Source organism: Kitasatospora sp. NPDC092039 (genome assembly GCF_044756065.1).
Taxonomy (GTDB): Bacteria; Actinomycetota; Actinomycetes; order Streptomycetales; family Streptomycetaceae; genus Kitasatospora.
The window spans coordinates 245,625-272,092 of the sequence record NZ_JBIVSD010000011.1; the positions used below are offsets into that span (position 1 = coordinate 245,625).

The 26,468-nt window shown below is 75.8% G+C and carries 27 protein-coding genes; 11 read left to right on the forward strand and 16 right to left on the reverse strand.

The window, feature by feature from the left end; translation table 11 throughout:
- Nucleotides 1-72: 72 nt before the first annotated feature.
- Nucleotides 73-423, forward strand: coding sequence for a DUF4326 domain-containing protein (locus tag ACIQI7_RS22800; protein ID WP_401112840.1), 351 nt, complete (start codon nt 73-75; stop codon nt 421-423).
- A gap of 8 nt (nt 424-431) precedes the next feature.
- On the opposite strand, the gene ACIQI7_RS22805 is transcribed toward ACIQI7_RS22800, so the two are convergent.
- Complete coding sequence (locus tag ACIQI7_RS22805) at nt 432-998, reverse strand: Uma2 family endonuclease (protein ID WP_401112842.1); 567 nt, start codon at nt 996-998, stop codon at nt 432-434.
- 150 nt (nt 999-1,148) lie between these two features.
- Here ACIQI7_RS22805 and ACIQI7_RS22810 point away from each other — a divergent pair, with 150 nt between their 5' ends.
- Together ACIQI7_RS22810 and ACIQI7_RS22815 are read left to right on the forward strand one after the other, a co-directional pair.
- A complete protein-coding gene (locus ACIQI7_RS22810; protein WP_401112844.1) occupies nt 1,149-2,471 on the forward strand; it encodes a PQQ-binding-like beta-propeller repeat protein in 1,323 nt (440 codons plus the stop codon).
- A gap of 121 nt (nt 2,472-2,592) precedes the next feature.
- Entirely contained in the window at nt 2,593-3,228 is a 636-nt protein-coding gene (locus ACIQI7_RS22815) for a uridine kinase (RefSeq protein WP_387753966.1), read from the forward strand.
- Here the strand turns inward: ACIQI7_RS22815 and ACIQI7_RS22820 are convergent.
- The 4 genes from ACIQI7_RS22820 to ACIQI7_RS22835 all read right to left on the reverse strand — a co-directional run bounded on the left by ACIQI7_RS22820 (nt 3,176) and on the right by ACIQI7_RS22835 (nt 6,500).
- On the reverse strand, nt 3,176-4,024 hold the full coding sequence (locus tag ACIQI7_RS22820) for a DNA-formamidopyrimidine glycosylase family protein (RefSeq protein ID WP_401112846.1): 849 nt from the start codon (nt 4,022-4,024) through the stop codon (nt 3,176-3,178). The two genes, ACIQI7_RS22815 and ACIQI7_RS22820, sit on opposite strands and share 53 nt — an antisense overlap.
- A 52-nt stretch (nt 4,025-4,076) precedes the next feature.
- Complete coding sequence (locus tag ACIQI7_RS22825; protein WP_401112848.1) at nt 4,077-4,538, reverse strand: universal stress protein; 462 nt, start codon at nt 4,536-4,538, stop codon at nt 4,077-4,079.
- A gap of 216 nt (nt 4,539-4,754) precedes the next feature.
- A complete protein-coding gene (locus ACIQI7_RS22830; RefSeq protein ID WP_401112850.1) occupies nt 4,755-5,735 on the reverse strand; it encodes a zinc metalloprotease in 981 nt (326 codons plus the stop codon).
- 96 nt (nt 5,736-5,831) lie between these two features.
- Nucleotides 5,832-6,500 (reverse strand): AAA family ATPase, encoded by a 669-nt coding sequence (locus tag ACIQI7_RS22835; RefSeq protein ID WP_401112852.1) that lies wholly within the window; start codon nt 6,498-6,500, stop codon nt 5,832-5,834.
- Between the two features lie 217 nt (nt 6,501-6,717).
- On the opposite strand from ACIQI7_RS22835, the gene ACIQI7_RS22840 reads away from it, so the two are divergent.
- Nucleotides 6,718-7,071 (forward strand): DUF6401 family natural product biosynthesis protein, encoded by a 354-nt coding sequence (locus ACIQI7_RS22840; protein ID WP_387753980.1) that lies wholly within the window; start codon nt 6,718-6,720, stop codon nt 7,069-7,071.
- A 10-nt stretch (nt 7,072-7,081) separates the two neighbouring features.
- On the opposite strand, the gene ACIQI7_RS22845 is transcribed toward ACIQI7_RS22840, so the two are convergent.
- Complete coding sequence (locus ACIQI7_RS22845) at nt 7,082-7,888, reverse strand: hypothetical protein (RefSeq protein WP_401112854.1); 807 nt, start codon at nt 7,886-7,888, stop codon at nt 7,082-7,084.
- Nucleotides 7,889-8,088: 200 nt separating this feature from the next.
- Here ACIQI7_RS22845 and ACIQI7_RS22850 point away from each other — a divergent pair, with 200 nt between their 5' ends.
- The gene (locus tag ACIQI7_RS22850) at nt 8,089-8,862 is read left to right on the forward strand and encodes an alpha/beta hydrolase (RefSeq protein WP_401112856.1); all 774 of its coding nucleotides are present in this window, start codon (nt 8,089-8,091) and stop codon (nt 8,860-8,862) included.
- A gap of 18 nt (nt 8,863-8,880) precedes the next feature.
- On the opposite strand, the gene ACIQI7_RS22855 is transcribed toward ACIQI7_RS22850, so the two are convergent.
- Nucleotides 8,881-11,256, reverse strand: a complete 2,376-nt coding sequence (locus ACIQI7_RS22855; RefSeq protein WP_401112858.1) for an FtsX-like permease family protein — start codon at nt 11,254-11,256, stop codon at nt 8,881-8,883.
- Nucleotides 11,256-12,089, reverse strand: coding sequence for an ABC transporter ATP-binding protein (locus ACIQI7_RS22860; protein ID WP_401112860.1), 834 nt, complete (start codon nt 12,087-12,089; stop codon nt 11,256-11,258). Before ACIQI7_RS22860 ends, ACIQI7_RS22855 begins: the two co-directional genes overlap by 1 nt.
- 109 nt (nt 12,090-12,198) lie before the next feature.
- Between ACIQI7_RS22860 and ACIQI7_RS22865 the strand changes: the two genes are divergently transcribed.
- Complete coding sequence (locus ACIQI7_RS22865; RefSeq protein WP_401112862.1) at nt 12,199-13,419, forward strand: sensor histidine kinase; 1,221 nt, start codon at nt 12,199-12,201, stop codon at nt 13,417-13,419.
- Entirely contained in the window at nt 13,404-14,051 is a 648-nt protein-coding gene (locus ACIQI7_RS22870; RefSeq protein WP_401112864.1) for a response regulator, read from the forward strand. The genes ACIQI7_RS22865 and ACIQI7_RS22870 overlap by 16 nt, the downstream gene beginning before the upstream one ends.
- 113 nt (nt 14,052-14,164) lie before the next feature.
- Here the strand turns inward: ACIQI7_RS22870 and ACIQI7_RS22875 are convergent, their stop codons facing one another.
- From ACIQI7_RS22875 to ACIQI7_RS22885, 3 genes are read right to left on the reverse strand one after another with little or no spacing between them, the layout of a single operon-like run.
- Nucleotides 14,165-14,587 (reverse strand): hypothetical protein, encoded by a 423-nt coding sequence (locus ACIQI7_RS22875; protein WP_401112866.1) that lies wholly within the window; start codon nt 14,585-14,587, stop codon nt 14,165-14,167.
- Nucleotides 14,584-15,456 carry a class I SAM-dependent methyltransferase gene (locus ACIQI7_RS22880; RefSeq protein ID WP_401112867.1) on the reverse strand — a complete coding sequence of 291 codons (873 nt, stop codon included), beginning with the start codon at nt 15,454-15,456 and terminating at the stop codon, nt 14,584-14,586. The genes ACIQI7_RS22875 and ACIQI7_RS22880 overlap by 4 nt, the downstream gene beginning before the upstream one ends.
- On the reverse strand, nt 15,453-16,232 hold the full coding sequence (locus ACIQI7_RS22885; RefSeq protein WP_401112869.1) for a DUF2071 domain-containing protein: 780 nt from the start codon (nt 16,230-16,232) through the stop codon (nt 15,453-15,455). Before ACIQI7_RS22885 ends, ACIQI7_RS22880 begins: the two co-directional genes overlap by 4 nt.
- Before the next feature lie 392 nt (nt 16,233-16,624).
- Between ACIQI7_RS22885 and ACIQI7_RS22890 the strand changes: the two genes are divergently transcribed.
- On the forward strand, nt 16,625-17,296 hold the full coding sequence (locus ACIQI7_RS22890) for a hypothetical protein (protein WP_401112871.1): 672 nt from the start codon (nt 16,625-16,627) through the stop codon (nt 17,294-17,296).
- Here ACIQI7_RS22890 and uppS read toward each other — a convergent pair.
- Both uppS and ACIQI7_RS22900 read right to left on the reverse strand, forming a co-directional pair.
- Entirely contained in the window at nt 17,250-19,211 is a 1,962-nt protein-coding gene (gene uppS, locus ACIQI7_RS22895) for a polyprenyl diphosphate synthase (RefSeq protein ID WP_401112873.1), read from the reverse strand. The genes ACIQI7_RS22890 and uppS overlap by 47 nt on opposite strands.
- Nucleotides 19,212-19,379: 168 nt before the next feature.
- Complete coding sequence (locus ACIQI7_RS22900; RefSeq protein WP_401112875.1) at nt 19,380-19,970, reverse strand: isochorismatase family protein; 591 nt, start codon at nt 19,968-19,970, stop codon at nt 19,380-19,382.
- A 138-nt stretch (nt 19,971-20,108) separates the two neighbouring features.
- Between ACIQI7_RS22900 and ACIQI7_RS22905 the strand changes: the two genes are divergently transcribed.
- The gene (locus ACIQI7_RS22905; RefSeq protein WP_401112877.1) at nt 20,109-21,170 is read left to right on the forward strand and encodes a GlxA family transcriptional regulator; all 1,062 of its coding nucleotides are present in this window, start codon (nt 20,109-20,111) and stop codon (nt 21,168-21,170) included.
- Nucleotides 21,171-21,196: 26 nt separating this feature from the next.
- On the opposite strand, the gene ACIQI7_RS22910 is transcribed toward ACIQI7_RS22905, so the two are convergent.
- Nucleotides 21,197-22,222: a hypothetical protein gene (locus ACIQI7_RS22910; RefSeq protein ID WP_401112879.1), complete on the reverse strand. Its 1,026-nt coding sequence runs from the start codon at nt 22,220-22,222 to the stop codon at nt 21,197-21,199.
- Nucleotides 22,223-22,493: 271 nt separating this feature from the next.
- On the opposite strand from ACIQI7_RS22910, the gene ACIQI7_RS22915 reads away from it, so the two are divergent.
- Both ACIQI7_RS22915 and ACIQI7_RS22920 read left to right on the forward strand, forming a co-directional pair.
- Nucleotides 22,494-23,744, forward strand: a complete 1,251-nt coding sequence (locus tag ACIQI7_RS22915; RefSeq protein ID WP_401112881.1) for a sensor domain-containing protein — start codon at nt 22,494-22,496, stop codon at nt 23,742-23,744.
- Nucleotides 23,732-24,388 carry a response regulator gene (locus tag ACIQI7_RS22920; protein WP_401112883.1) on the forward strand — a complete coding sequence of 219 codons (657 nt, stop codon included), beginning with the start codon at nt 23,732-23,734 and terminating at the stop codon, nt 24,386-24,388. Before ACIQI7_RS22915 ends, ACIQI7_RS22920 begins: the two co-directional genes overlap by 13 nt.
- A 96-nt stretch (nt 24,389-24,484) precedes the next feature.
- Here ACIQI7_RS22920 and ACIQI7_RS22925 read toward each other — a convergent pair whose 3' ends face one another.
- Complete coding sequence (locus tag ACIQI7_RS22925; RefSeq protein ID WP_401112885.1) at nt 24,485-25,483, reverse strand: hypothetical protein; 999 nt, start codon at nt 25,481-25,483, stop codon at nt 24,485-24,487.
- Complete coding sequence (locus tag ACIQI7_RS22930) at nt 25,480-26,433, reverse strand: ABC transporter ATP-binding protein (protein ID WP_401112887.1); 954 nt, start codon at nt 26,431-26,433, stop codon at nt 25,480-25,482. Before ACIQI7_RS22930 ends, ACIQI7_RS22925 begins: the two co-directional genes overlap by 4 nt.
- Nucleotides 26,434-26,468: the final 35 nt, after the last annotated feature.

Genomic DNA, 26,468 nt, shown 5'->3' on the forward strand with positions numbered 1-26,468 from the left:
CGGGGCCCGGCGGAGGCCCGCGGGACACGCCCCGAGCTGCCCGGGGGCCCGGCGTGCCCCAGCATGGACGGCATGCCGAGCGATTCCCGCCGCACCACCGTGGTCAACCTCAAGGGCCACCGCGACGACCCCGGGTACCAGGACGTCGTCTACGTCGGCCGCGCCATGCACCGCGGCGGCTGGCACCTCGACGAGTCCCCGCTGCACTGCCCGTACCGGCCTGGGCCGGACCTCACCCGGGAGGAGATGGTCGTCAAGTACCGCGCCCACCTGCTCGCCCACCCGGAGCTGCTGGCCCTCGTCCCGCCCCTGCGCGGCCACCGCCTCGGCTGCTGGTGCGCCCCGCTCCCCTGCCACGCCGACGTCCTCGCCGACCTGGCCGACCAGGCCGACCAGGCCGACCACCCGCCGGGCAAGCACTGACGCCGCCGTCAAAGCCCGGAGAGGTCCACCTCCACGGGGTACGGCACCACGGCCTTGACCAGCCCGGTGAACAGCTCCCCCACCCGGTAGGCGGCGCCGGCCGCGTCCAGTACGTAGGTGTGGACGATCGGCACCCGGCCGGCGGCCTGCTCGACCCGCCAGTAGAACGGGATGCCCGCCTTGGCGTACTGGTCCAGTTTGACCACCCGGTCCGTGGTCTCCGAGCCCGGCGAGACCACCTCGACCAGCAGCAGGACGTGGTGGGGTCTGGTCGGCGACTCGTCGATCGTGTCCGCGCGGTAGACCACGACGTCCGGTCGGCGGTTGTTCAGCGGTACGTCCTGCAGCCGGACGTCGAAGTCGGTGTCGGCGTTCCATTCGACGCCACCCGCCTCGTCCAGGGCGTTCGCCAGGAACCGGGCGAGCCGGTTGTGCCGCTTGGAAGCGCTCGGGGACACGACCACCATCCCGTCGACGATCTCGATGCCCGCGCACTGCTCATCGGTCCAGGAGTCGTACTGCTCACTGGTGATCTGCCGGTGCATCCACTCGGGTGCAATCATCTCGGCCGTCACGGCGTACCTCCCCTGGGCTGCTGGGCGGGCCTCGTGCTGTGTGCCACAGCCTAGTACGGGCGTTGCGGGGGTTTCGGACGGTTCGCGAACTGTTCGATATTCTCCGGGCGGGTGGTGGCGTGGGGCCGCCGGTGGGGAAGCGAGAACCGTATGCAGTCGCCGTCGTCCGGAGGGCCCGCGCGCGAGTCGTCGTGGCAGTGGGACGGCGAGACCGGCGGCGGCGAGGCCGGCGAGGACGTGGTCGCGGGCGGCGGGGAGCGGTCGCGGCCGAGCCGGCGGCGGTTGCTGGCCGGGGCCGGAGTGCTCGCGGCGGGCGGAGCCGCCTGGGCGTTCGGCCGTTCGGGTGTCGGTGGGGCGCTGCCCGCGCCGGAGCCGACCAGGCCGATCCCGACCGCGCTGTCCGGGCCGACGCCGCTCTGGACCTACCGCGGCCCGGAGGCGATGACGCCGGAGCGGCTCACCGACCCGCCGGGGCGACCCCTCTACCTCTCCAAGAACGGTCTGCAGGTCCTCGACCCCGCCAAGGGCACCCCCGGCCGGCTGCTGGTCTTCGACCCGCCGCCCTCCCGCAACTGGCCGAGCGACCTCGACACCCTCGGCAAACTGGTGCTGGGGCCCGACCACCTCTTCACCACGTTCCAGGGCCACGTCGAGGCCCGCCACTTCACCGACCCCGCCGCCGACTGGAGCCTGCCGCTGCCCGACGAGCTCCAGGGGCAGACCCGGCTGTCCGGCTACGACCGCCATGACCCCGGCGTCCTCTACGGCTACTCCTGGGGCCGCCCGCGGGCCGACGGCGCCCCGGCGGACAACCGGGTCTTCGCGCTGCGGGTCACCGACCGCTCCCTGCTCTGGTCCGTCCGCACCGAGCAGGAGGAACAGCCCGTCACCCCCGCCACCCACAGCGGCGGCCACCTGCTCGCCTGCGTCCGTTTCCTCGGCGGCCGCGCCGAGCTGGTGGTCCGGGACGCCGCCACCGGCCGCGAGCTGTGGACCGCCCCCGGCGAGGAGGACCTGCGCTGGTGCGTCAGCGACGCGGGCGGCTTCCTCGTCCCCGACGGCAACGGCGGCGTGCGCGCACTGCGGGCCACCGGCGAACCGGCCTGGACGCACTCCCCCGCCCGGGGCGATTCCCGGCGGGCACTGCCACCCCTCCCGGACGGCCCCCAGGTGTACGTCCCGTGGGACCAGGGCGTCGTCACCTGCCACGACTCGTCCTCCGGCGCCGTGCTCTGGTCCTGCCGGCTGCCGTTCCCGCTGGACCGCCGCAGCCGTCCGCTGACCGGCGACGGGAGGCTGTTCGTCCCGGGCACGGCGGTCGGCGGGGTCGCCGCGATCCACACCTCGACCGGCGGACTCGGCTGGACCTTCCACGACTCCGGCCCCGGCAAGGACGTCTGGACCCTCGCCTCCGACGGCGGTCTCCTCTACGCGGGCCACGACGACGTCCTGCACGCGCTCCCGCTGGACTGAGCGCACGCCCGACGGAACGGCGGGACGGCACGGAACGGCGGGACGGCACGTTCCATCAGGCCGACACGGACCGTCCGGACGACCCGACACGGTAGACGGCCCGACACGGCAGGATGGCCCGATGCAGGTACGCCCGATCTCCCCCGACAACCTGGCCGAGCTGCTCGCCGACCGCATCGCCGCCCTGCCCGACGCCGGCGCCCGGCGCCTGCGGGTGGCCGTGGACGGCGCGGCGGCCGCCCGCCCCGAGGCGCTCGCCGACGCCCTGGTGGAGCCGCTGCGGCTGCGCGGCCACCCGACGCTGCGGGTCTCCGCCTCCGGCTTCCTGCGCCCGGCCTCGATCCGGCTCGAGTACGGCCACCGGGACGCGGACGCCTTCCACGACCTCTGGCTGGACGACGGCGCGCTGGCCCGCGAGGTGCTCGACCCGCTGGAGCCGGGCGGCAGCGGCCGCGTCCTGCCCTCCCTGCGCGACCCGGTCACCGACCGGTCGACCCGCGCCCCGTACACCGAACTCCCGCCCGGCGGCGTGCTGTTGCTGGACGGCGCACTGCTGCTCGGCCGCTGGCTGCCGCTGGAGCTGACCGTCCACCTGGCGCTCAGCCCGGCCGCGCTGGCCCGCCGCACCCCCGCCGACCAGCAGTGGACGCTGCCCGCCTTCGCCCGCTACGAGGCGGAGACCGGGCCCACCGGGGCGGCCGACGTCACCGTCCGCGTGGACGACCCGCGCCACCCCGCCCTGGTCGAGCGGCCGTGACCTCCGGGGCCGGCCCGCGCTGGCAGTACGGGCACCAGAACACCGCCCGGTCGCGCGGCGGCGAGCCCTGGCGACCGGCGGCCACCGGGGTGACGCAGCGCGGGCACGGCCGTCCGGCCCGGCCGTAGACCCAGTGCTGGTAGCCGGGCCGGGTGTCGCCGGTGGTGATGTGGCCGGGGCGCAGTTTGTTGGCCTCCAGCATCTGCCGGGCGCGCTCCACCAGCCGGTCGGGGTGCGGGAGTTCGCCGACCTCGGTCCACGGGGTGACGCCCGCCACGAAGCACAGTTCGTTGGCGTAGACGTTGCCGATCCCGGCGAGGTTGCGCTGGTCGAGCAGGGCCTCGACGACCGGGCGGCCCGGGCGGGCGAGGAGCCGGCGGACGGCCTCGACCGGGTCCCAGTCGGGGCCGAGCAGGTCGGGGCCGAGGTGGCCGACGATCCGCTGCTCGTCGGTGGTGCGCAGCAGCTCGACGACGGGCAGCCGGTAGCCGACGGCGGTGCCCCGGTCGGTGCCGAGGACGGCGCGGACCTGCCAGTCGGGGCCACCGGTCCACCGCTCGCCCGGGCGGTAGACCTCCCAGCGGCCGTCCATCCGCAGATGGGTGTGCAGGGTGAGGCCGCCCTCGAAGCGGGCGAGCAGGTGCTTGCCGCGCGGGGCCACCTCCAGCACCCGGCGGCCGGTGAGGTCGGCGGTGGCGTACGCGGGCACCCGCAGGTCGGCGCTGGTCAGCGGCTGTCCGGCGAGGGCCTCGTGCAGCCGGGCCGCCACGCGGTAGACGGAGTCACCTTCTGGCATGCCTCCATTCTGGTCCGCGCGGCGGCCCGGCGGGGCGGCGGCCCCCTCCGCGCTACTCCGACTGCTGCGCGGTGCCGTGGGCCTCGCGCACCACGACCACCGGGCAGGGCGCGTGCTCGGTGAGGTGGCGGCTGACCGAACCGAGCAGCACTCCGGAGAAGCCGCCCAGGCCGCGGCTGCCGACGACGAGCAGCGCGGCGCCCTTGGCGGCCTCCAGCAGCGCCTGGGCGGCGTTGCCGGGCATCACGCTCTCGGTGATCCGCACTCCGGCGTCGTCCCCGGCCACCTTGGCGACGGTTTCGCCGAGGGTCTTCCCGGCGAGTTCCTCGGGGTCGAAGGTCTCGACCGTCGGCACGCCCTGCCCGGCCCAGCCGTAGAAGGCCGGGTACTCCCAGGCGGCGATCGCGTGGACCGTCCCGCCGACGGCCTTCGCGTAGTCGATCGCCCAGCGCAGCGCCTGCTCCGAGGCGGGCGAGCCGTCCACGCCGACGACGATCCGGGGATTGGCACTCATGCCCCTGCTCCTTCGGTTGCTCTGATCGGTCCCGACCCTCCGAACATAGATCAAATCGGACAAACGGCCGGTATCTGCCACGCCGGAGGCGGCCTCCGGCTTTCGATTCCAGTGCGGTCGGCGGCTACGGCCTGGGGGGGGTACCCGGATGCCGGGCGGGACCCGCCGCCGTTCCGGCGCTTCACCGGGCCCTGGTACCGCCGAGCCGTTCCCCGCTCAACTCCGGTAGGCGGCCCAGGCGTTGGCCATCCGCCTGACCTGACCCGCGGTGAAGCGGGTCATGCAGGCGTCGTAGCTGTAGTCCATGAAGTTGTGGATCGGGTCGGCCCCCGGGCTGGTGCAGGTGTCACGGCCCTCGGGGCAGCCGGAGGCGGCGCCGCGCTCGGCCGGGGTGTCGTCCACGTAGTCGCCCGGGGCCCGGCAGCCGCCCTGGAAGGTGTGGAAGAGGCCGAGCCAGTGGCCGATCTCGTGGGTCGCGGTGTCGCCCTCGTCGTAGTGGGTGGCGGCACCGCCCGGCAGCGAGGCGTCGAGCACCACCACGCCGTCGTCGGTCGGGTTCGTCCGGTACGCGTTCGGGAAGGTCGACCAGCCGAGCAGGGACTCGCCGAGCTGGGCGGTGTAGAGGTTGAGGGTGCCCTGGTCACCCTTGCGCAGGGCGGTCTTCATCTCCCGCTCGGCCGCCGAGCCGGGGGTCATGCCGGTGTACCAGGAGGCGTTGTCGCTCCAGTCGGTGCCGGCCAGCTCGAAGTGGAACGGGCTCCCGACGTTGCCCTCGCCCCGGCCGCCGTAGCTCTCGTTGAGGTGGTCGATCTGGCCGGACACGGCGGCCTGGTCCAGCCGTCCGGCGTCGCCGTCGTGGATCACGTGGAAGAAGACCGGGACGGTGACGGAGGCGCCGGCCCGGACCCGGCCGGTGCCCAGCCGGGCGAGCCGGCGGCCGAGGTCGGCCTGCATCGCCCGGGCCTGCGCGGTGCTGACCTCGTTCGGATCCCGGCTCGGCCCGCTGCCGGCCGGCCGCCTGGCGGCGGCACCGGCGCCGGCACCGTCGTCCGCGCACGCGGCCGCCGGAGCGGCGGCGAGGTGCGCGGCCGGGGCGGCCGGGGCGGCGAACTGGCTCAGACCGGCCGTGGCGACCAGCGCGGCGGCGCAGGGGAACAGGCGGGGGGCGCGCGAGGGCACCCGGGCAGTACGGCGCATCAGCGCTCCTGACGGGGGAGTTGACGGAGTCTCGGCCGCGCTCCGGACCTGTTCCGGCCGGACCCGCCGGCGCCGCCCGGCGCGGACTCGCCGAGACTACGACGCCGTGAAGTCGATCTCCCGCAGGGCGCGCGCGGCGGCCCGGTCGAGTACCACGGCCGACGCACACCCGGCCGGCAGCAGTCCCGCGTCGAGGATCCGGTGGCGCAGCCGGGCGACGGCGGCCCGGTGCCGGGCGAAGGCGTAGCGCGAGACGACGCGCCGGCGCCGCCGCTGCCCGTCCAGTGCCTCGGCCGGGTCGGCGTCGAGCAGCAGCAGGTGCACCCGGCGGCCCTGCCCGGCGGCGGCCCGGACCAGCCAGGCCCGCACCCAGGGCTGGGTGCCGCAGTCGTGCACCGCGAGCGACCCGCCGTCCAGCACCGCCCGGCGCAGCCGCCGGTAGTGGGCGAGCCGGGCCAGCGGGCGGTAGAGCGCGTACGGCAGCCGGCCGGGCAGCCGGGCCTGGTACTCCTCGCGGACCAGCTGGGAGTCGACCAGCGGGGCGCGGACGCAGCGGCGCATCAGGGTGCTCTTGCCGCTGCCGGGCAGACCGGTGACGACCAGCAGGTCCCCGGCCGGGTAGCGCAGGACCGTCGGCCCGGGCCCGCGCAGTTCGTGCCGTACGGGCGGGTCGTGCGGCACGGGCAGGACGACCCGCTCCCCGGCGGCGCGCGGCGGCGGCACCGTCGGCACCGCCGCCGTCCGCACCGTTCTCGTCCCGCTCACCCGGTCTCCCCCCGCCGTTCCCGTCCGAGGAGCATGTCGCATTCAAAAGGGCGAGTAAAGGGCGGAGGCCGGGGCGGGTACGGACCACCCGGTGGTCGGCGGAGCGGATCCGCCGGAACACGGAACGTCCCGGGCGCGCCGCCGGGGTGGCCAAGGTCTCAGCACGGAACCGTCACGGGCGTCCGTTCCCGCGTCCGGGCTCGCCTAACGTGGACGGATGTTCGCCACCTCCGACGATTCCTTCCGGCGCTCCCCCGACGAGCCGGCCGGCTGCCCGCTGCCCGGCATCGTGACGGCCTTCACGCCCCGGCTGGCCGAGTTCGCCTTCGAGCCCGGCTTCGTCGCGGCGGTCGACCAGCACGCGGCGATGCTGCGGGAGCTGCTGTACGCGCAGGGGCCGGAGCTCGCGCCCCGGCCCCTGGACCGTGAGGAGTTGTCGGACTACGCGCTGGGCTTCCTGGACGCGCTCGCCGAGATCGGCTGGCGGGAGCCGGTCGGCTACGACTACGCCGTGATCCGGCTCACCGCCGTCTGCTGGCTGGTGCGCGAGCAGGGCCTGCTGGAGGTCTGAGCCTCTCCGGCTACCGGCCCTGGTCGCCCTCGATGCCCGGCGCGGGCGGGGTGCCCAGGCCGGTCTGGGTGGTCGGCCGGACCGGCTGGTTGGACAGCGCATCGGAACGGCCGGCCTGGTAGGAGCTGCCGCGCAGCCGGGCGGTCTCCCGCTCGGCGTCGTCCAGCCACCGCTCCCAGCGCTGGCGCATCGGCATGATCAGGCCGCCGCCGACGCCGACCACCAGCACACCGGCGATGGTGGCGAGCGCGGCGATCAGGACCGGTCCGGTGATCGCGGTGGCGATCCCGGCCTGGCCCAGCGCGGCGATCACGCCGAGGCCGACGATGAACGCCCAGACCAGGGTGGAGACCGTCCGCCCGTACGAGGCGCCGGACAGCGCGTTGCCCACGATGTCGCGCACCGCGTTGGCGATGGCCATCGCGACCACCACGATCACCACGGCGACGATGGCGCGCGGCAGCCAGGCGACGATGCTGTGGATCATCGTGCTGATCGGGTTCGGGCCGAAGACGCCGAACGCCAGCTGCAGCGCCATCAGCAGGACGATGTAGTAGACGACCTTGCAGATGATGCCGGTCATGTCGTACTTGGAACCGGCCAGGTGGGCGGCCACTCCGGACCGCGCCGCGACCCGCTCGGAGCCGACCCGGCGCAGCACCCGGTCGAGGACCTTGGCGATCGCCTTGGCCACGAACCAGCCGATGACCAGGATCGCCAGGAAGGCGATGAACTGCGGAATGACCTTGGCGATCTTCGACCAGGCTTCGGTGAAACCCGACCCGAAGTCGACGGACAGTGCGAGCTGCTGAGCCATGGAGTCCTCCACTCGGTGACACGGCGCCACGAGCGGCGCTTCCGGCCCCCACCCTTCGTGGATAGCAGGAGCCCGCTGCGGCCGCGCGCGCCCGGTGTGCTGGATGGTCCCCTCGGGTGAACGGTCCGGTCGTCCGCGCGCGTACAGTGACGGTCCGGGGGGACGGGCCACGGGGGCGGGACGGACGGGACGGTGCGGCAGTGAGCGGTACGGCGGCGGAGCGCGCGGTGGACCACCGGGCGCTGCACTGGCAGGTCCGGCCGGAGGCGGCGCGGGCCGCCGTCCTGGTGCTGCACGGCGGTGAGGAGCACAACCTCGCCCGGCCCGGGTGGCTCAACCTGCCGCTGCTGCGGATGCACGGCTTCCTGCGCGGACTCACCAGGGCGACCGCGGACGCCGGGGTCGCCGTCGGGACCGTCCGCTACCGCCACCGCGGCTGGAACGGCGAACGGGCCGACGCCGCACGGGACGCGACCGCCGCGCTCGACGAACTGGCCGCGCTGCTCGGGCCGGTGCCGACCGTGCTGGTCGGCCACTCGATGGGCGGGCGCGCCGCGCTCCAGGCCGGCGGGCACCCGTCCGTCACCGGGCTGGTCGCCCTCGCACCGTGGTGCCCGGCCGAGGACCCGTGCGACCAGCTCGCCGGACGGGACGTGCTGATGCTGCACGGGGACCGCGACACCGTCACCCCGCCCGCCGAGACCCGCGCCTTCGCCGCCCGCAGCCGCGCGGCCGGTGCCCGGGTCTGCGGCTACACCGTCACCGGCAGCGGCCACGCCATGCTCCAGCGGATCCCCGACTGGCACCGCGCCACCACCCGCCTGACCACGGCCCTCCTCGGTCTCCACGCCCTGCCCGCCGAGACCGCCTCCGCCCTCGCGCTCCCGGCCGCCTCCCCCGAGGCGCTCACCCTCCCCCTGCCGCCCCAGCCCCGCCGCGCCCCGGGCCTCCCGGCGGAGGAGCGTCACGGCTGAGCCCGGCCGGTCCCCGCCTCACGGCCGGCGCAGCGAGCGCCACGTCACCACCGCACTCGTCGCACTCGCCAACAGCAGGCAGGCGCAGGTCACGGCGGCCAGGGCGGCCGGGTTCAGCTGGAGGGGGACCGGCGCTCCGGTGCTCTGGGAGAGGCCGGAGGCGAGGCCGGCCAGCGGTGGCAGGGTGGCCAGCAGGCCCAGCAGGGTGGCGACGGCGGTCACCAGGGCCGCCTCGGCCGCGGCGAGCAGGACCAGTTGGCGGACGGTGCCTCCGGTGGAGCGCAGGACGGCGAGGTCGCGGCGGCGGCCGTGGGCGGACAGCGCGGTGCTGTTGGCGGTGGCGATCGAGCTGTAGCCGACGGCGACGGCGATCAGCATCGCGGCGAGGCTGTCGGTCAGCCGGGCGTCGGTGTCGTAGTCGTCCAGGGCGTAGCGGACGGCGTCGTGGACGGCCGTGCCGGGGACCACCGCGACGGCCTCGGTGCCCGCCGGGACGAAGAGGTCGTCGCCCAGGGCGGCCGGGTCGTGGGTGCGGACCAGGCTCCGGGCGAGGACGAAGTCGCCGCGGGCGGGGTCGTCCGGCAGGATCCCGGCGACGCACAGCGGGACGGTGGCCCCGTCGGCGAAGCGGACCGGGTACTGCTGCCCGGCCGTCACGCCCAGCCACGCCGCCATGGACTCTCCCAGCACCGCCTCGCCGGGCCGGTCCCAGGCGGGGTCGCGGGAGCCGAGGGCGTCGATCACGGCGGTCGTCCCGTCGGCGCGGTGGACGAAGGCGCGGGTCGGCAGGGCGGCCTTGCCGACCGGGTGGGCGGCGACCGCCTCGTCGGTGAGGCCCGGGGTGCCGTCGTTGGTGACGATCGCCTGGCCGGAGAGCCGCAGCGCCTGGCCGGCCGGGTAGGCCGCCCGCATCGTCTCCACCGCGCCGCTGAGCAGCACCGCGAACCCGACGGCCGCGATCACCGGGGCCGCCGTGGCGGCGGCGCGGCCCGCGCCGGCCGTCAGCCCGGCCCGCAGCAGCAGCGGACCGGCCGTGCCGAGCCGCCGCAGTGGTGCGGTCACCACCCGGCCCACCGGGCCGACCAGGACCGGGGCGAGCAGGGCGGCGGCCGTGATCAGCACCATGGTGGCGGTGATCGCCAGGCCCACCCGGCGGTCCGCGGCGGAGGCGGCGGTGAGGACGGCGCAGCCGGCGCCGAGGCCGAGCACGGCCAGTCCGGCGCCCAGCCGGGCGCGGCTCGGCCTCCGCTCCGCCGTGCGGTCCTCGCGCAGTGCCTCCAGCGGTGCGACCCGGACGGCCGTACGGCTCGCCGCCCAGGCACCGAGCACGCTGACGCCGATGCCGACCGCGGCGGCGGTGAGCAGCGGCCAGGCCGTCACCCGGACGGCGAGCCCCGGCGGGGCGATGTCCAGGCGCAGCAGGGTGTCCCGCAGCAGCGGGGCGGCGGCGAGGCCGGCCAGGCAGCCGGCCGCCGAGCCCAGCAGGCCGACCACCGCGGCCTCGCCGAGGACCATCCGGCGCAGTTGGCCCGGGGTGGCGCCGAGGGTGCGCAGCAGGCCGAGTTCGCGGCGCCGCAGGCCGGTGGCGAGGACGAGCATCGAGGCGACCACGAAGCCGGTGGTGAACAGGCCGAGGGCGGCCAGCGCGGCGATCAGCTGGGTGCCGAGGAAGCGCCGGTGCTCGACGTGGCGGGGCTGGAGCGCGGCGCGGCCGTCGCCGGTGACCACGGTCGCCCCGTCGCCGACGGCCGTACGGGCGGCCGCGGCCAGGCGGGAGGGCGTGGTGTCGGGGGTGGGCAGCAGGGCGATCGTCCGGACGCCGGGGTCGCGCTGGGCGGCCGCGGCGTCGCTGAGGTAGTAGCCGGGGCCGTCCACGGTGCCGACGACGGTGAACTCGCTGCGTCCGGCGGTGAGGTTGACGGTCAGCCGGGCGCCGGCCGGGACGCCGAGGGCCTGGTCGACCACCACCTCGTCGGCGGTGTCGGGGACCCGGCCGGTGAGCAGCCGGTACGGGGCCAGCCGGGCCGAGGACCAGCCGTGGCCGGCCTCGGCCGCGCCGTCGTCCGGGAGCGGTCGGCCGTCGCGGACGGCCTGGGCGTAGAAGACGCGGTCCACCACGACGGCGGCCGCGCCGGGCACCGCGCGCAGCCGCTCGGTCAGGGACTGCGCCTCGGCGGGGCTCCACGGGACGCGGTCCTTCGGGCTGCCGCCGCGGTCGGTGGCCTGCGGCGGCAGCACCAGCGCGGGGGCGGCGGCGAGGCGGGGCTGGACGGCGGGCCGGGCGGACTCGTGGATCGTCAGGGTGGCGGTGATCAGGGCGACGCCGACCAGCACGGCGAGCCAGCAGGAGAGGTACCCGGCCCAGCGCTCACGGACGTTGGCGAGGATCAGCATCACGCCTCCAGCCGGGCCATGCGGGCCGCGACGGCGGCGGCGGAGCGGGCGGTGTCGCCGTCCAGGTCCAGCCGGTCGGCGATCCGGCCGTCCTGGAGGAAGACCACGGTGTCGGCGACGGCGGCGGCCGTCGGGTCGTGGGTGACCATGACCGTGGTCTGCGCCTGCTCGTCCACCAACCGCCGTAGCAGCCGCAGGACTTGGCCCGAGGTGCGGGTGTCCAGCGCGCCGGTGGGCTCGTCGGCGAAGAGCACGTCGGGGCGGGTGACCAGGGCCCGGGCCAGGGCGACGCGCTGCTGCTGGCCGCCGGAGAGCTGGCTGGGCCGGTGCCGGGCGCGGTCGGCCAGTCCGACGGCGTCCAGTGCGGCGGTCACCTCCGCGCGGCCGACCGGCCCGCCGCCCCTGCGGCCGGCGAAGCGGGAGGGCAGTTCGACGTTCTGGGCGGCGGTCAGCGACTCGACCAGGTTGTACGCCTGGAACACGAAGCCGATCCGTCGGCGCCGCAGTTCGGTGCGCCGGCGCTCGCTCTGGGCGCCGAGGTCGAGGCCGGCCAGCAGCACCCGGCCTCCGGTGGGCCGGTCCAGGCCGGCGGCGCACTGGAGCAGGGTGGACTTCCCGGATCCGGAGGGCCCCATGATCGCGGTCAGGGTGCCGCGGGGGAAGCCGAGCGTCACACCGTCGAGCGCGGTCACGGCCCCTTCGCCGGTGCCGTGCACCTTGCGGAGGTCGTGCAGTTCCACGACGCCGCGCTGTTCCACCACACCGTGCTGTTCCGCCGTGTCGTGCTGTTCGGCGGCGCCGCCGTCCGCCGCGGGTTCCCGATGGTTCGTCATGCCGGCCATTCCAGCGAACCCGCAGGCCGGGGGCACTGATCCGGGCACTACCGGCAAGGTAGTGCCTGCACTACCCCGCCCGGCGCCCCGCCGCACTATTGTTCGTCGCATGCGTCCGAGAACGGCATGGCAGGCGATGGCCCAACGGCCGTTGAGCTTCCTCACGTCCGCGTGGCCGTGGCGCTCACTGGCGTACCTGGCGAGCGGGGTGCTGGTGGGGGCCGCGGCGCTGGCCGTGCTGGCCGCCGGGCTGGTGGCGGGCGCGGTGCTGCTGGTGGTGCTGGTGGGGGTGGCGCCGCTGGTCGGAGTGGTGCTGTCGGCGGTGGCGGTCGCGGCCGTCGAGCGGCGCCGGCTGCGGCTGGTGGACCTGGACCCGGCCGAGGACCCGCACCGGGCGCCGGACGCTCCGGGGCTGCGCGCCTGGGCGGCCACCCGGCTGACCGAGCCGGCGACCTGGCGCGAACTGGGCTTCGCGCTGGTCTCGGCGGCCGCGCTGTGGTGGCTGGACCTGCTGGTGCTGTCCTTCTCCTTCGGGGTGCCGGCGCTCTGCTTCTCGTCGCTCGACGGCTCCACCTGGCCGTGGTCGGTCTTCGGGGCCTTCGTGCTGCTGGCCTCCCCGTACACGGTGACCTCCTGGGCGGGCGCCCGGGCGGCGCTCGCCCGGACCCTGCTCGCCCCGCGCGACGCGGAGCTGGGCGCGGAGCTGAGGGAGGTGAAGGCCTCCCGGGCGCGGCTGGTGGACGCCTTCGACGCGGAGCGGCAGCGGATCGAGCGGGACCTGCACGACGGCGCGCAGCAGCGGCTGGTCTCGCTGGGGATGACGCTCGGGTTGATGCACCTGGACGTCCCGCCGGGCTCGCCGCTGGGCCCGCAGCTGACCCGGGCTCAGGAGCAACTCGGTACCGCGCACGAGGAGTTGCGCCGGATCGTGCGCGGCCTCAACCCGCCGGTACTGGCCGACCACGGGCTGGCCGCGGCCGTCCGGGAGCAGGCCAGCCGGTTCCCGATCCCGGTCACCGTCGACCTGGACCTGCCCGGCCGGCTGCCCCGGCAGCTGGAGACCGGTGTCTACTACCTGATCAGCGAGGCGATGACCAACATCGCCCGCCACAGCGGCGCCGACCGCGCCCGGGTCTCCGGCCGCTACCACGCGGACCTGCTCGTCCTGGAGATCGCCGACGACGGCCGCGGTGGCGCGGACCCGGCGCTCGGCAGCGGGCTGACCGGGCTCGCCGACCGTCTCACCGCCGTCGACGGCCGGATGCGGGTGTCCAGCCCGGCCGGCGGTCCGACCCTGCTCCACGTGGAGATACCGTGCCACTTCGGGTGATCGTCGCCGAGGACGCCGTCCTGCTCCGGGAGGGGCTGGTCGGCCTGCTGCACCGTTTCGGGCACCAGACCCTCGCCGCCGTCGGGGACGCGGACGCCCTGGTCGCCGCCGTGCGCGCGGAGCGGCCGGACCTCGTGGTCACGGACGTCCGGATGCCCCCGGACGACCGCGACGACGGCCTGCGGGCGGCCGTCGAGCTGCGCCGGGAGTGCCCGGGGCTGCCGGTGGTGGTGCTCAGCCAGTACGTCGAACAGTCCTACGCGATGCGGCTGTTGGACTCCGACGGCGGTCGCTCGGTCGGCTACCTGCTGAAGGAGCGGGTGGGCGCGGTCGCCGACTTCATGGCCGGCCTGGAACGGGTGGCCGGCGGCGGGACGGTGGTGGACCCGGAGGTGGTCCAGCAGTTGGTGCGGCTTCGGCACGACCCGCTGGAGCGGCTCAGCACCCGCGAGCGCGAGGTGCTGGCGCTGATGGCCCAGGGCCGCTCCAACGCCGCGCTCGCGGCGGAACTCTTCATCAGCGACGCGGCGGTGAACAAGCACATCGGCAACATCTTCGCCAAGCTGGACCTGCCGGTGGACGTGGACGGCCACCGGAGGGTCCTGGCGGTGCTGCGCTACCTGGGGGCGTGACGGCGGCGGGCGCCGGCCGACAGGGCCGAACGCACGGCGCGAGCACGGGGAAAAGCAACGGTCACCGCATGATCCTTGAGGGGGTGTGTGGGCTCCTGAGGTCGTGACTGATCCTAGACCGTGTGCCAGAGGGCGGCGGCGAAGACCGTCGCCACCCAGGTCCACAGCACGGACAGGCCCAGGTGGGCGACGGTGCGCAGGCGGTCGCCGCGCCACAGCCGGGGCGAGAAGTAGGCGAACTCGAAGAGCCAGCGCAGGCCCCAGAAGAGGGTCTGGCCGGCCAGCAGGGCGGTGCCGAGCCGGCCGCCGGCGAGCAGGTCGGGGGCCAGGAGGAGCGGGAGCAGGCCGAGTAGGGCGCAGGCGAGGCCGATGAAGAAGAGGTGGGCGTAGGAGACCTGGCGGGTCAGCAGGGTGGTACCGGACAGGTCGGCGGGCCAGCCGATGGCGCGGGGCAGCACCGCGTGGACCAGGCCGACGCCCAGCAGCGCCGCGCCGACCAGCCGCAACTGGCCCTCCAGGGTGAGCAGTCCGGTCATGACGCGGGCTTCCGGAACGCGAAGACGGTGACCAGCCCGGCGATCCGGCGTTCGGCGGCCCGGTGCAGGCCCGCCTCGGCGGCGTGCCGCAGCCAGGTGCCGCGGGGCAGGAAGTGCCAGGCGCCGGGGCCGTAGACGGCGGTGTTGGCGGCATCCCGCAGGTGCTCGACCAGCAGCAGGGTGCCGCCGGGGCGCAGGGCGCGGGCGGCCTCGGCGAACAGGGCGGTGCGGTCGGCGGACCGGCGCAGCTCGTGGGCGGCGAAGACGGCGAACACGGTGTCCAGGGTGCCCGTCGCGGCGGGCAGCGCGTCCGGGCGGGCCGGGATGCCGCCGGGGGCGGGCGGGGCGTGGCGGCGGGCCCGGCGGATCGAGCCGCTCGCGGTCAGCGCCGGGTCGTACAGGTCGGCGAGCCGGCCGCGGGCCTCGGGGTGGCGGGCGGCGAGCGGGCGGCTGGCCTCGTCCAGGCCGGTGCTGACCACCAGGTGGTCGCCCGGCCCGCCGGGCAGCAGTTCGGGCAGCCAGTCGTAGCGGTGGAGCTCGGAGCGGTCGTAGACGCAACAGGTGGCGAGGGTGCTGAGGGCGAGGTACCCGGCGGCGGTGGCGGCGGCGGTGCGGGCGAGCGCGGCGGCCGGGCCGGGCAGTCGGCGGGCCAGCACCCGGCCGGCGGCGACGGTGAGCGCGCCGGCCGCGTACATCGGCCAGTTGTAGCGGACGACTTCGCGCACGCCGGACGGACGGGGGCCGGCGAGCCCGGCCGTGGACGGGCAGAGGACGGCCGCGCAGAGGGCGGACGGGCGGGCGGTGTGCGGGCGAGCAGCGTGCGGGCGGGCGGCGTGCGCGCCGGGCCCGGTCGGGGCGGGGGCGGTCATCGGGCGGCTCCGGTGAGGTTGCGGCGCTCTCCGGCGTGCCAGCCGTAGTCGAGGCCGGCGACGTGGAAGGCGTTGGCGAGCACCGGCCGGCTGCCGGCCAGCGGGCCGTGGTCGAAGTAGGTGAGCCGGGGCACCTCGACGGCCACCGGGGCCGGGTCCCAGTGGGCACGGGTGGCCTTGACCACGATCATCGAGCGGGTCTGCGGCTCGTACTCGAAGGTGTAGGGCAGCGGCCCGGCGAATCGGCGCGCGGCCCGGGCGTCCGCGAACGGGCTGCCCGGCGGCAGGGCGGCGGGAGCACTGCCGAGGTCGGCGCGCACGTGCAGGTCGGCCCGGCCGTCGCCGCTGACGACCTTGAACTCCAGGGTGTCGCCGACCAGTCGGGTGCCGATCCGGGCGTGCCGGTAGTGGTAGCGGGAGAAGGCGTTGCCGCCGAGCGCCATCACCCGGCTGTCGGTGTCGGAGCGCAGGATGCGCAGGCCGCGCATGGTGCGGCCGCCGGGGGTCGGGAAGCGGGTGAAGACCCGGTAGCCGGTCAGGATGAAGTCCCGGCCGAGGCGGGCGGGCAGCGCGGCCGGTCGCAGCGCCCGGGTGTCCACGACGGCGGCCGCGACGAAGCCGTGCTCGGTGCCGTCGGGGTCGGTGTAGGTGTCGAGGGCGAGGCCGGGCGGCACCAGCGGGGCGAGCAGGCGCGGCGGCAGGGCGTAGGTGAGGACGAGCGAGTGCGCGAAGTGGGTGCGCATCGCGAAGGGGTGGCGTTGCAGCAGGTGTCGCACGGTCGACTCCGTGGTCCGGTACGGGGTGGGGGTTACGGATGACGGGTTGCGGGGCCCGAAGCGTGTCGGGGCAGCACGGGGCCGTCCCTCGCCGCAGGCCGCGGCGGGGTGTTCTCGCGCGGCCTCATCATGGCGCACGACTTTGAACGCGTTCAACTCGGGGTCGGGGCGGCATCCGGGCGCCTCCCGGACGGTCCCGGGGCGTACCGGTCGGCGAGGGGGTGTGCGGGTGCCCCAGGGGGCGTCGATCTCCGGACGAACCACCCGGGACCACTGCTCCGCGCCCCCCACACGGGTGGATTCCCCCTCCGATCCGGCCCCGGGGACGGCCGGTGGACGGATGATCCGTCCCGGGGCCGTAATCGGCGGCCAGGGAAGGACGGATCGGGACGATGAGCACGACGCGACGGACGCTGCTGGGCGCGGCGTTGGCCACCCCCCTGCTGGGGTGGCTCACCGGGGCGGCGGCCGGTGCCGTCGACGACGGCACCGGCCGCTCCGGAAACCTGGGCACGCTCACCGACGGCTGGGTGGAGGTGCGCTGGACACCGGCGGCCCAGGCCCAACTGGACCGCTTCGGGGCGAAGGTGGACGTGGTCGCGCCGGCGCGCCTGGTACCGGACGCATGGGGCCCGGGGGTGCGCCTGCCGATCCGCTCGGCCCAGGGCGACCCGTCCCTCGCGAACCCGCCGAAGGCCCAGGGCGACGGGGCGCTGGAGGGCGGGGTCTCCGTCCGCACCACGCAGGGCGACTACGAGGTGGTGAAGCTGGTCGGCGCGATCCGCGACGGGCTGGCCTCCGGCCGGTGCGAGGTCGGCGGCGCCGAGATGGGGCACCGCTCCGCCTTCCGCTGCGGCCTGGCGGAGGGGAAGCTGACGGCCCAGCCGGTGCCGGCCGGGCAGCCGATGAAGGTCCGGCTCAGCGGGGTGCCGCTGCGCCCCACCCAGGAGGCGGTGGACGCGTACACCACGAACTACGGCCCGCACCCGGTCACCGTGGACACCGTGCTGGGGTACGTCACGGCCGAGGGGACGTACACCCCTCCCCCGGCCGCGCAGGAGTAGCGCCGACGGCGGGTGGGGCGTCGCGGGGCTGCGGGGGCTTCCCGGCCTGCGGGGGCTGTGCGGCCTGCGGGGGCTGCGCGGCCGGCGCGGCCTGCGGGGGCTGCGCGGTCTGGGGAGGCTGTCGGGACTGGGTGGGAACGCCGCCGAAACGGCGCTCCCGGGCCGCGTAGGCCCGGACCGCCGCGCGCAGCCCGGCCAGGTCGTAGTCGGGCCACGGCGTCGGGTCGAACAGCAGCTCGGCGTACGCGAGGTGCCAGGGCAGGAAGTTGCTGATCCGCTGCTCCCCGGAGGTTCGGATCAGCAGGTCGACGTCCGGGAGGTCCGGCAGGTACAGGTGCCGGGCGAGGTCGGCCGGGCCGATCGCCTCCGGGCGGATCGCGCCGGCCACCGCCTCGGCGGCCAGGCTGCGCGCCGCGGCCGCCAGTTCCTCCCGTCCGCCGTAGTCCACGCAGACCGTCAGGGTCAGCGTGCCGTTGTTGGACGTCATGCTCTCCACCACCGCGATCGAGGAGGCCAGCGATTCGTCCACCCGGTCCCGCCGGCCGCACCAGCGGATCCGTACGCCGAGCGCGTGCAGGCCTTCCGCGCTGCGGGTGAGGCCGTCGGCCAGCGAGTCGAACAGCTCGGTCAGCTCCTCCGGCGGGCGGTCCCAGTTCTCGGTGGAGAACGCGTACAGGCTCAGGTGCCTGATGCCGAGCCGCAGCGCCGCGTTGACCAGGCGCAGCGCGGCCCGCTGCCCGGCCCGGTGGCCGTGCTGGGCGGGCAGTCGCCGGGCCTCGGCCCAGCGGCGGTTGCCGTCCATGATCACGGCGACGTGGGCGGGCGTGCCCTCCGAGGGCTCGGACCGGGCGCGGCGGCGGAGCGTGGTGCCGTCGGCGCTCAGCGGTGTGAGGCCGTCGGTCAGGACGCGTGAGCGCAGCAGGGTCATCTCGTCGTACTGGAGCTGGGTGCCGAGCAGCAGGGTGTGCAGGAACGGGCGGCAGCCGGGGGCGGCGAGCCAGGTGGCGGGCAGGGCCTGCTGCAACAGCCGGTGCAGCTGGGCCCGTTGGCCGTCGAGCAGCTCGTCCAGGGCGTCCCGGTCCCGGTGCTCTTTCCGGCGGTCGTGCCGGTATCCGGCCCCGTCTCGGGCCCGGTCTCCGGCCCGGTCTCCGGCCCGGTCTCCGGCCCGGTCTCCGGCCTGGCCTCCGTGCCGGCCGAGGTCGGCGGCGGTCAGCCCGAGCCGGCGCAGCTCGCCCTGCGGCAGGTAGCAGCGGCCGGCCGCCAGGTCGAGCGGCAGGTCCTCCAGGATGTCGGCCAGCTGGCAGGCCTCCCCCAGCGCGGACAGAGCGCCCGCCGCCCGGGGGCCGTGCGCCCCCAGCAGCGGGGCCCACAGCTCGGTGATCGTCCCCGCGACGCCCCGCAGGTGGCGGCGCTGGTCCGCCGGGGTCTCGAAGGCGGGCGGACGCGCGCCGTCGGCCCGGGTGGCGTCCAGGAACTCCTCGACCAGCGCCGGGTCCAGCGCCCAGCGGCGCACGGTGTCCACGAAGGCCCGGCGCAGCGGGTGCCGGCTGTGACCGGCCGCCAGCTCGGCCAGGGTGTCGGCCCGCCAGCGGGCGAACCGGCGCTGCCGCTCGGCTGGGTCGGCACCGCCGAGGCGGCCGCCGGCCTCGGCGTCGGCGCCCGCGCCCGCGCCGTCGTGGGTGTCCGCGTCCCCGGCGTCCGCGCCCCCCGGATCTGCGGCCCCGGTGTCGGCGATCCGGTCGGACCGGGAGGCGAAGGCGTTGACGGCGTGGAAGTGCGGGCGCACCTCGGGCGGCAGCGTGTCGGTGATCGCCCGCAGCGAGGCCAGGTGACCGGCCACCTCCTGCTCGCAGACCTGGTACGACTCGGCCAGCTCCGGCGAGCCGCCCACCACCGCCGGCCGGTTCCCCGCCATGCCCGCTCCCTCCCGCCGCCGACACCGTGCGCCGTCTGGTCAACGAGGCGGGGGCGGATCGGTGGCGCTCCGGGCGGCCGCCGCCCTACAGCGGCCGCCGTAAACAGCCGCCGCAGGACAGCCGCCGAGCGGCCGTCGAACGTCCGCCCGGCCGGGCCCGGCCGGGATTCAGGCGAGGTCGGCCGGGGACTCCACCACCACCCCGTACAGGTCGCCGACCGTCGCCAGCGCGGCGCGGTGGACCTGGGCGGCCTTCAGCGCGGTGCCCGCCGACTCCAGCGGCCGGGTGGCACAGGCGGCGGCCACCACAGTGGGGCGGTTGCCGCGCAGGAAGGCGCCGGCCGTGGTGAAGGCGACGCACATGTGGGTCATGAACCCGGCGACGACGACGTCCCGGTGGCCGGCCGCGTCGACCAGTTCGCCCAGCTCGGTGCCGACGAAGGCGTCCGGCGCCCGCTTGACCACCACCCGCTCGCCCTCGCCCGGCGCCACGCTCGGGTGGATCCGCCCGATCTCGGCCCGGACGTCGTACGGCGTGCCCTCGCCGCCGTCGTTGATCACGTGGATCACGGTGGCGCCGGCGGCCCGGGCCCGGGCGAGCAGGTCGGCACCGGCGTCCAGCGCCTCCCGCCAGCCCTCCAGCTCCATCACGCCGCGCACGTAGGTGTTCTGGTAGTCGATCATGATCAGGGTCGAGTCGCCGAGCGCGGCCGGCGTCTCGTCGAGGCCGTTGAGGGTGCGCAGGGTCGTCGTGGGCACGGGGTACCGCCTTCATGGTCGGGATTCGGGGTTCTCGCAGGTCACACCTGGTGCGACCGGCCCTTCGAACGCTACGGGCGGCGCTCGGGTGTCGGCAATGTCGCCTAACATGCAGATTCCGACATCGAGGAGGGGCCCGTGACCGCCCACGCCGTGCAGCGGCTGATCGTCATCGTGCTGTTCGAGGGCGTCGACCTCCTCGACGTGACCGGCCCGCCCGAGGTGTTCTCGCTGGTCCGCCGGGAGACCGACGACGCCACCGGCTACCGGGTCGTGCTCGCCGCCGAGACGACGGCCCCGGTCACCACCGCGGCGGGCGTGCGCATCCTGCCCGACCTCACCTTCGACGAGGCCGCCCGGAGCCGGATCGACACCCTGCTGGTGCCCGGTTCGGTCGAGGTGGACGACCGCCGCCGGGTCCGCGCGCTGACCGACCCCGCGGTGGTCGAGCGGGTCCGTACGCTGGCCGCCCGCTCGCGCCGGGTGGCCAGCGTCTGCGTCGGCGCCCATCTGCTCGCCGCCGCCGGGCTGTTGGACGGGCGGCGCGCCACCACCCACTGGTCCACGGCCGGCCAGCTCGCCGAGGAGCACCCGGAGGTCGAGGTCGACGCCGACCCGATCTTCATCCGGGAGGGCGGGGTCTGGACAGGTGCGGGCATCAGCGCCTGCCTGGACCTGTCGCTCGCGCTGGTCGCCGAGGACTTCGGCGAGGAGCTGGCGCTGCGGGTCGCCCGCCAGCTCGTCATGTACCTCAAACGCCCCAGCGGCCAGAGCCAGTTCAGCGTTCCGCTGGAGCCGGTGTCGACCACCCGGCGGATCGAGGAGCTGCGCCACCACATCCTGCGCAACCTCTCCGGGCGGCTCACCGTCCCGGACCTCGCGGCCCACGCCCACGTCGGCGAACGGCAGTTGACCCGGATCTTCAAGACCGAACTGGGCACCACGCCGAGCGCCTACGTCGAGTCGGCCCGGGTCGAACTCGCCCGCCACCAGCTGGAGTCCACCGACTCCACGCTCGAACGCGTCGCCACCGCCTGCGGGTTCGGCACCGTCGACACCCTGGTGCGCGCGTTCCGCCGCCGCCTCGGCACCACCCCGACCGACTACCGGCAGCGGTTCCGGACGGCGGCCGCGACGCCGCCCGCCACCGCGGAAGCGGCGACGACCGCGGAGGGGGAGGTCACGGCAGCCGTACGATGAACCCGGCGCGACGGGCCCCTTCCGGCCTACGCCCGCCCCTGCTGCGCCGCCCGCCAGGCCTCCCAGGCCACCAGCGGCGCGAGGTACGACCAGCGCCGCGAGCCGTCCGGACAGGTGCCGCCCTCGACGAGCTCGGAGACCGTACGGCGGGTGAACGGCACCCAGACGGCCATGTCGTGCTCAAAGGTGCTGTGACAGGCCTCGCGGCGGCGGTCGATCTCGGCCGCGTCGAGCCGGGACCGGACGGTGGCCACCAGGTTGTAGCAGGACGCCGGCTCGCTCCAGCCCAGCCAGGTGATCGCGGTCGGCCCGACGTCCTCCGGCAGCAGCCCCAACTCCTCCTCCAGCGCACGCCGGACCAGCCCGTAGAAGTCCTCGGCGGCGCCCGGCTCGTCGCGGTACTTCATCGTCTCGTTGATCCCGACCGTCCACTGCGCGGGGAAGGTGTTGACCGCCAGCGACCGGCGGAGCAGCAGCAGCCGGCCCAGCCGGTCCCGCACCGCGACGCAGGCGCTGACCATGGTGGGCGGCGCGACGGCCACGAAGCTCGTCAGGCCCTGGTCCAGCGCCTCGTGCAGCAGCCGGGCCGCCTCCGGGTCCTCCCGGCCGAGCCGGGTGGTGGCCATGCACTCCGCGTAGTCGCTCTCGGCGATGTCCACCTCGCAGACCCGCGCGCCGCCGTGCTCACCGTGATCGACCGTCAGCCGGGTGATGTACGCCGTCCGGCCCGCCGCGCCGGCCGCCCGCTGGCGCGCCACCTCGTCGGCCCACCCGACCGTGTCCAGCGCGTGCGGACGCTCCACCCGTCCGCGGTGCGCCGTCACCAGCGTGTTCGGCGTCAGCGGCCGGGACGCCGACCAGGTGATCAGCGGTGCCAGCCCGTCCGCCCGTACGTCGTGCGCCCGGGCCGCCGCCGTCAGGGCCGCCCGTCGGCCGCGCGGCAGCGGCACCCGGGAACCGAGCCGCGAGCTACCGAACTTGGCGAAGTCGTACACCAGATTGGTCAGCACCCCGAGCAGCAGGGCGCCACCGATCCCCAGCAGCCATTCCACCCCGGTCCCCCCACTTCCGCGATCGACCGCCCCATTGTGGAGGTGGCCCGCTGCGGAGGGAAGGGCCGCAGGCCGCAGCCGGTCGCGAGGCCGGTGTTAGGGTGATCGAAAAGTCGGCTCGGAGGCGCGGAGGCACTGAACAGTCGTGCGGGAGACCAGGATTGCCGCATCCAGGACTTCCCCGTCCAGGACCGCGGCCCTCAGGACCGCCGCGTCAAGGACCGCGGCGTCCACGGTCCGGTCGACCGTCCGCTCCGCCGCCCGGTCCGAGGTGCGCCGCTCCCCCGCCGCCGCCGGCTACCTCCTGCTCGGCCTCGGCACCGGCCTGGCCGCGCTGGTCGGGCTCGGCCTGCTGCTCGTGGTCCTGGCCCTCTGCGCGGTCGGCGTGGGCCTGCCGCTCCTCCCGCCGGCCCTGCGACTGCTGCGCCGCTGCGCCGGGTTCCACCGGCGGCGGGTCGGCCGCCGGCTGGGCGGCGAGCCGCTGCACACCCCGTACGGCGACCGGGTCTCCGTACGCGATCCGGCCGTCCGCAAGGACCTGGTGTGGCTGCTCGCCCACGGCACCGCCGGAACGCTGCTGTGCGGGGCCGCCCTCACCCTGTGCAGCCACGCCGTCAACTGGCTCACCGCGCCCGTGTGGTGGCGGCTCCTGCCGGCCGAACGCGGGCGGATCATCCTGGTGACCGTCGACTCCTGGCCGACGGCCGTCGCGGCGGCGGCCGTCGGGGTCGGCTACGCCGCGGTCGCCCTGACCGCACTGCGGCCGGCCGCCGACCTGCACGCCCGGGCCTCCCGCCGGCTGCTGGTCGCCCGGCCCCGCACCTCGCTCGCCCGGCGCGTCCAGGAGCTGACCACCAGCCGGTCCGCGGCACTGGACGCCCACGCCGCCGAACTGCGCCGGATCGAACGGGACTTGCACGACGGCGCCCAGGCCAACCTGGTGGCCGTCTCGCTCCGGCTCGGCATGATCCGCCGCGCCCTCGACCAACGCCCCGAGCAGGCGGCGGCGTTGGTCGACTCCACCCAACTCGTCGCCGAACAGGCCCTGGAGTCGCTGCGCGCGCTGGTGCGCGGCATCCACCCGCCGCTGCTCGCCGACCGCGGCCTCACCGAGGCCGTACGGTCGCTCGCCGCCCGCTGCGCCGTCCCCACCCGGGTCGAGCCGGCCACACCGGAGGCGTCCGCCGCCTCCCCCGCCGCTCCCTCCCCCGGCCCCGCCGCCGACCCGCCACCGCGCGCACCGGCCGCCGCCGAGGCCGCGGCCTACTTCGTGGTCTCCGAGGCGCTCGCCAACGTCGCCCGGCACAGCGGCGCCCGCCGCGCCCTGGTCCGGCTGCGGATCACCGCCTCCGCCATCACCGTCCGGGTCGAGGACGATGGCCGGGGCGGCGCCGTCGAGGGCGCCGGAAGCGGGCTGCCCGGCCTGCGCCGCAGGGTCGCGGCGTTCGACGGCACCACCCGCCTGTCCAGCCCGCCCGGGGGCCCGACCGTTCTGGAAGTGGAGATCCCGTGCGGATCCTGATCGCCGAGGACAACACCCTGCTCCGCGAGGGCCTGGTCCTGCTGCTGCACAGCGAGGGGCACGAGGTGTGCGCGACCGTCGAGCACGGCGACGACCTGCTGCCCGCCCTGCTCGACCACCGCCCCGACGTCGCCGTGGTCGACGTCCGGCTGCCACCGGACTTCCGCGACGAGGGCCTGCGCGCCGCCGTCGAGGCCCGCCGCCGGCTGCCCGCCCTGCCCGTCCTGATCCTCTCCCAGTACGTCGAACGCGCCTACGCCGCCGAGCTGCTCGCCCAGAGCGCCACCGGCGTCGGCTATCTCCTCAAGGACCGGGTCGGCCGCGCCGAGGAGTTCCTCCAGGCGCTGCGGCGCGTCGCCGAGGGCGGCACCGCGATGGACCCGGAGGTCATCTCCCAGCTGATGGCCCACCGCACCGCCCCCGACCCGCTGGCCGCCCTCACCCTGCGCGAGCGCGAGGTGCTCGCCCTGATGGCCGAGGGCCACAACAACCCGACCATCGCCCGGCTCCTCCTCCTCGCCGAGAGCTCGGTCAACAAGCACATCGGCAACATCTTCGGCAAGCTCGGCATGCCCACCCCCGACACCGGCCACCGCCGGGTCCGCGCCGTCCTCACCTACCTCCGCACCCTCCCGCCCGGCTGACCGTCCACCCCCACCGGCCGGTCCACCGCCTCCGCGGTCGGCCCGCCGGGGCGGTCGTGCCGCCGCCTGCACTTCGGCCGGGGCGGCCGTGCGGCGCTAGGCGCGGATGCGGCGGAAGACGGCGACCAGCATCGATGCCGTGAGCGCCGCGAGAATGCCCGCCTCGACGAGTTGGATGGGGACGAGGTGGTCGGCCGGGTGGTAGCGGGCCCAGGAGGCGGTGGCGGTGTTGCAGCTGGCGAGGTCGTGGAAGGAGAAGAGGCAGGAATCGGTGCTGCCGCGGGTGCCGTCGGGCAGGACGATGCCGCGGCCGAGGAGCCAGGCGTTGGTGGGCTGGGGGGTGCCCACGGCGGCGACCTGGTCCACGACGGGGTAGAAGTAGGGGCGGGCCCAGTAGACGAGGCCGTGGGCGGTGGCGACGAGGGCGCCGGTCAGGAACATCGCGGGCAGGGTACGGCGGACGAGCAGGCCGACGAGGACGCCGAGGACCAGGGCGAACAGGGACCAGGCGATCGGGGCGAGGCCGAGGACCGGGTAGGTGAAGAACTGGAACGGCGGATCGAAGGCGGACGGCCCGTGCACGATGTCGGTCCACCACACCCAGGTCATCATCGCGGCGAGCACGCCGCCGACGGTCAGGACGGCGAGGCCGGGTACGGCGAGGCGGACGGCCAGCCAGCGGACCGGGCTGACGGACTGCGCGCGGATCAGCCGGATGGTGCCGCGTTCGTGCTCCTGGGCCAGCAGCGGGGCGCCGACGAACATGCCGATCAGCAGCGGGGCGGCGGTGACGACGGGCTGGAGGACCCGCGTGTACCAGAAGACCGGGCGGTTGATCGGCGAGAGGAGGTTCCAGCAGTAGTTGTCGGACCAGGACGTGGGGCTGTAGCAGCCGGTCCGGCGCAGCACGCCCACGATGTGGCGGCAGGCGACGTGGATCCAGAGGAGATCGGCGACGGCCAGGACCAGCAGTGCGCCCAGCGCCCAGAGCAGGAGGCGGTTCTGTCGGAGCACCAGCCAGAAGAGCCCGCGCAGGCGGGGCCCGGTGGTGGCGGTCGGGGTGGTGGCGCGGTCGGGCAGGACGGTCGTGCTCATGCGGCCACCTCGTTGGGGTCGTTCAGGTCGTCCGGGTCGGCGGGTGCGCGGAGGTAGCCGAGCAGCAGGTCCTCCAGGCCCGGCCGCTCGCTCTCCCACTCGCCGTCCACCGGCTCGCCGGTGCGGACCAGCGCGACGGCCCGGCGGCCGCTGACGCGCTGCTCGACCACCGACCCGGCGGCCACCGGGGCGCCCTGGGCGGCCGGCCCGGTGAGCAGCCGGTGCCCGTCGAGGATCTCCTCCAGGTCGCCGGCCAGCCGGACGCGTCCGCGCTGGACGAGGAGCAGGTGGTCGATGACGCCGTCCAGCTCGGGGAGGATGTGCGAGGACAGCACGATGCTGGTGCCGCGTTCGGCGGCGGCCGACATCAGGGTGCCCATCAGCTGGTGCCGGGCGAGCGGGTCGAGGTCGGCCATCGGTTCGTCGAGCAGCAGCAGGTCGGGGAGCTTGCCGAGGGCCAGCGCGAGGCAGACCCGGGTGCGCTGGCCGCCGGAGAGCGAGCCGATCCGCGCCTTGGGGTTCAACTCGCCCTGGACGATGATCTGTTGGGACAGCGCCTCGTCCCACACCGGGTTGAGCTCGCGGCCCATCCGCAGCGTCTCGGCGACGGTGAGGCCCGGGTAGAGCGGCTTGTCCTGCGGTACGTAGGCGACCCTGGCGCGCAGCTCGGGCGCACCGGCCGGGGCGCCGAGGATCCGCAACGTACCCTCGGTGGGCTTGAGTTGGCCGGCGGCGAGGGAGAGCAGGGTGCTCTTGCCCGCGCCGTTGGGGCCCACCACGCCGCAGATCCGCCCGGCCGGGACCGCGACGTCGCAGCCGCGCAGCGCCCAGCCGCCCCGGTAGTTCCTGCCGAGGCCGTCGGCCTCCAGGGCCGCCACCTGCCGCTCGGTCCCCTGCGGCGGATCCTGCACCGGCGCCGACGCGGGCGCCGTGGTCGTCGGGTCGTCCACCCGGTCCCCCCACTGTTCTCGGTTCGGTGTTTCCG

Bases quoted from the DNA above. Each gene is read 5' to 3' on its own strand.
- ACIQI7_RS22875 (WP_401112866.1), bottom strand. From the start codon at position 14,587: ATGACCGGACTGCTCACCCTGGAGGGCCAGTTGCGGCTGGTCGGCGCG.
- ACIQI7_RS22840 (WP_387753980.1), top strand. From the start codon at position 6,718: ATGTTCGCCACCTCCGACGATTCCTTCCGGCGCTCCCCCGACGAGCCG.
- ACIQI7_RS22880 (WP_401112867.1), bottom strand. From the start codon at position 15,456: ATGACCGCCCCCGCCCCGACCGGGCCCGGCGCGCACGCCGCCCGCCCG.
- ACIQI7_RS22800 (WP_401112840.1), top strand. From the start codon at position 73: ATGCCGAGCGATTCCCGCCGCACCACCGTGGTCAACCTCAAGGGCCAC.
- ACIQI7_RS22845 (WP_401112854.1), bottom strand. From the start codon at position 7,888: ATGGCTCAGCAGCTCGCACTGTCCGTCGACTTCGGGTCGGGTTTCACC.
- ACIQI7_RS22890 (WP_401112871.1), top strand. From the start codon at position 16,625: ATGAGCACGACGCGACGGACGCTGCTGGGCGCGGCGTTGGCCACCCCC.
- ACIQI7_RS22865 (WP_401112862.1), top strand. From the start codon at position 12,199: ATGCGTCCGAGAACGGCATGGCAGGCGATGGCCCAACGGCCGTTGAGC.
- uppS (WP_401112873.1), bottom strand. From the start codon at position 19,211: ATGGCGGGGAACCGGCCGGCGGTGGTGGGCGGCTCGCCGGAGCTGGCC.
- ACIQI7_RS22925 (WP_401112885.1), bottom strand. From the start codon at position 25,483: ATGAGCACGACCGTCCTGCCCGACCGCGCCACCACCCCGACCGCCACC.
- ACIQI7_RS22815 (WP_387753966.1), top strand. From the start codon at position 2,593: ATGCAGGTACGCCCGATCTCCCCCGACAACCTGGCCGAGCTGCTCGCC.
- ACIQI7_RS22830 (WP_401112850.1), bottom strand. From the start codon at position 5,735: ATGCGCCGTACTGCCCGGGTGCCCTCGCGCGCCCCCCGCCTGTTCCCC.
- ACIQI7_RS22810 (WP_401112844.1), top strand. From the start codon at position 1,149: ATGCAGTCGCCGTCGTCCGGAGGGCCCGCGCGCGAGTCGTCGTGGCAG.
- ACIQI7_RS22855 (WP_401112858.1), bottom strand. From the start codon at position 11,256: ATGCTGATCCTCGCCAACGTCCGTGAGCGCTGGGCCGGGTACCTCTCC.
- ACIQI7_RS22825 (WP_401112848.1), bottom strand. From the start codon at position 4,538: ATGAGTGCCAATCCCCGGATCGTCGTCGGCGTGGACGGCTCGCCCGCC.
- ACIQI7_RS22820 (WP_401112846.1), bottom strand. From the start codon at position 4,024: ATGCCAGAAGGTGACTCCGTCTACCGCGTGGCGGCCCGGCTGCACGAG.
- ACIQI7_RS22860 (WP_401112860.1), bottom strand. From the start codon at position 12,089: ATGACGAACCATCGGGAACCCGCGGCGGACGGCGGCGCCGCCGAACAG.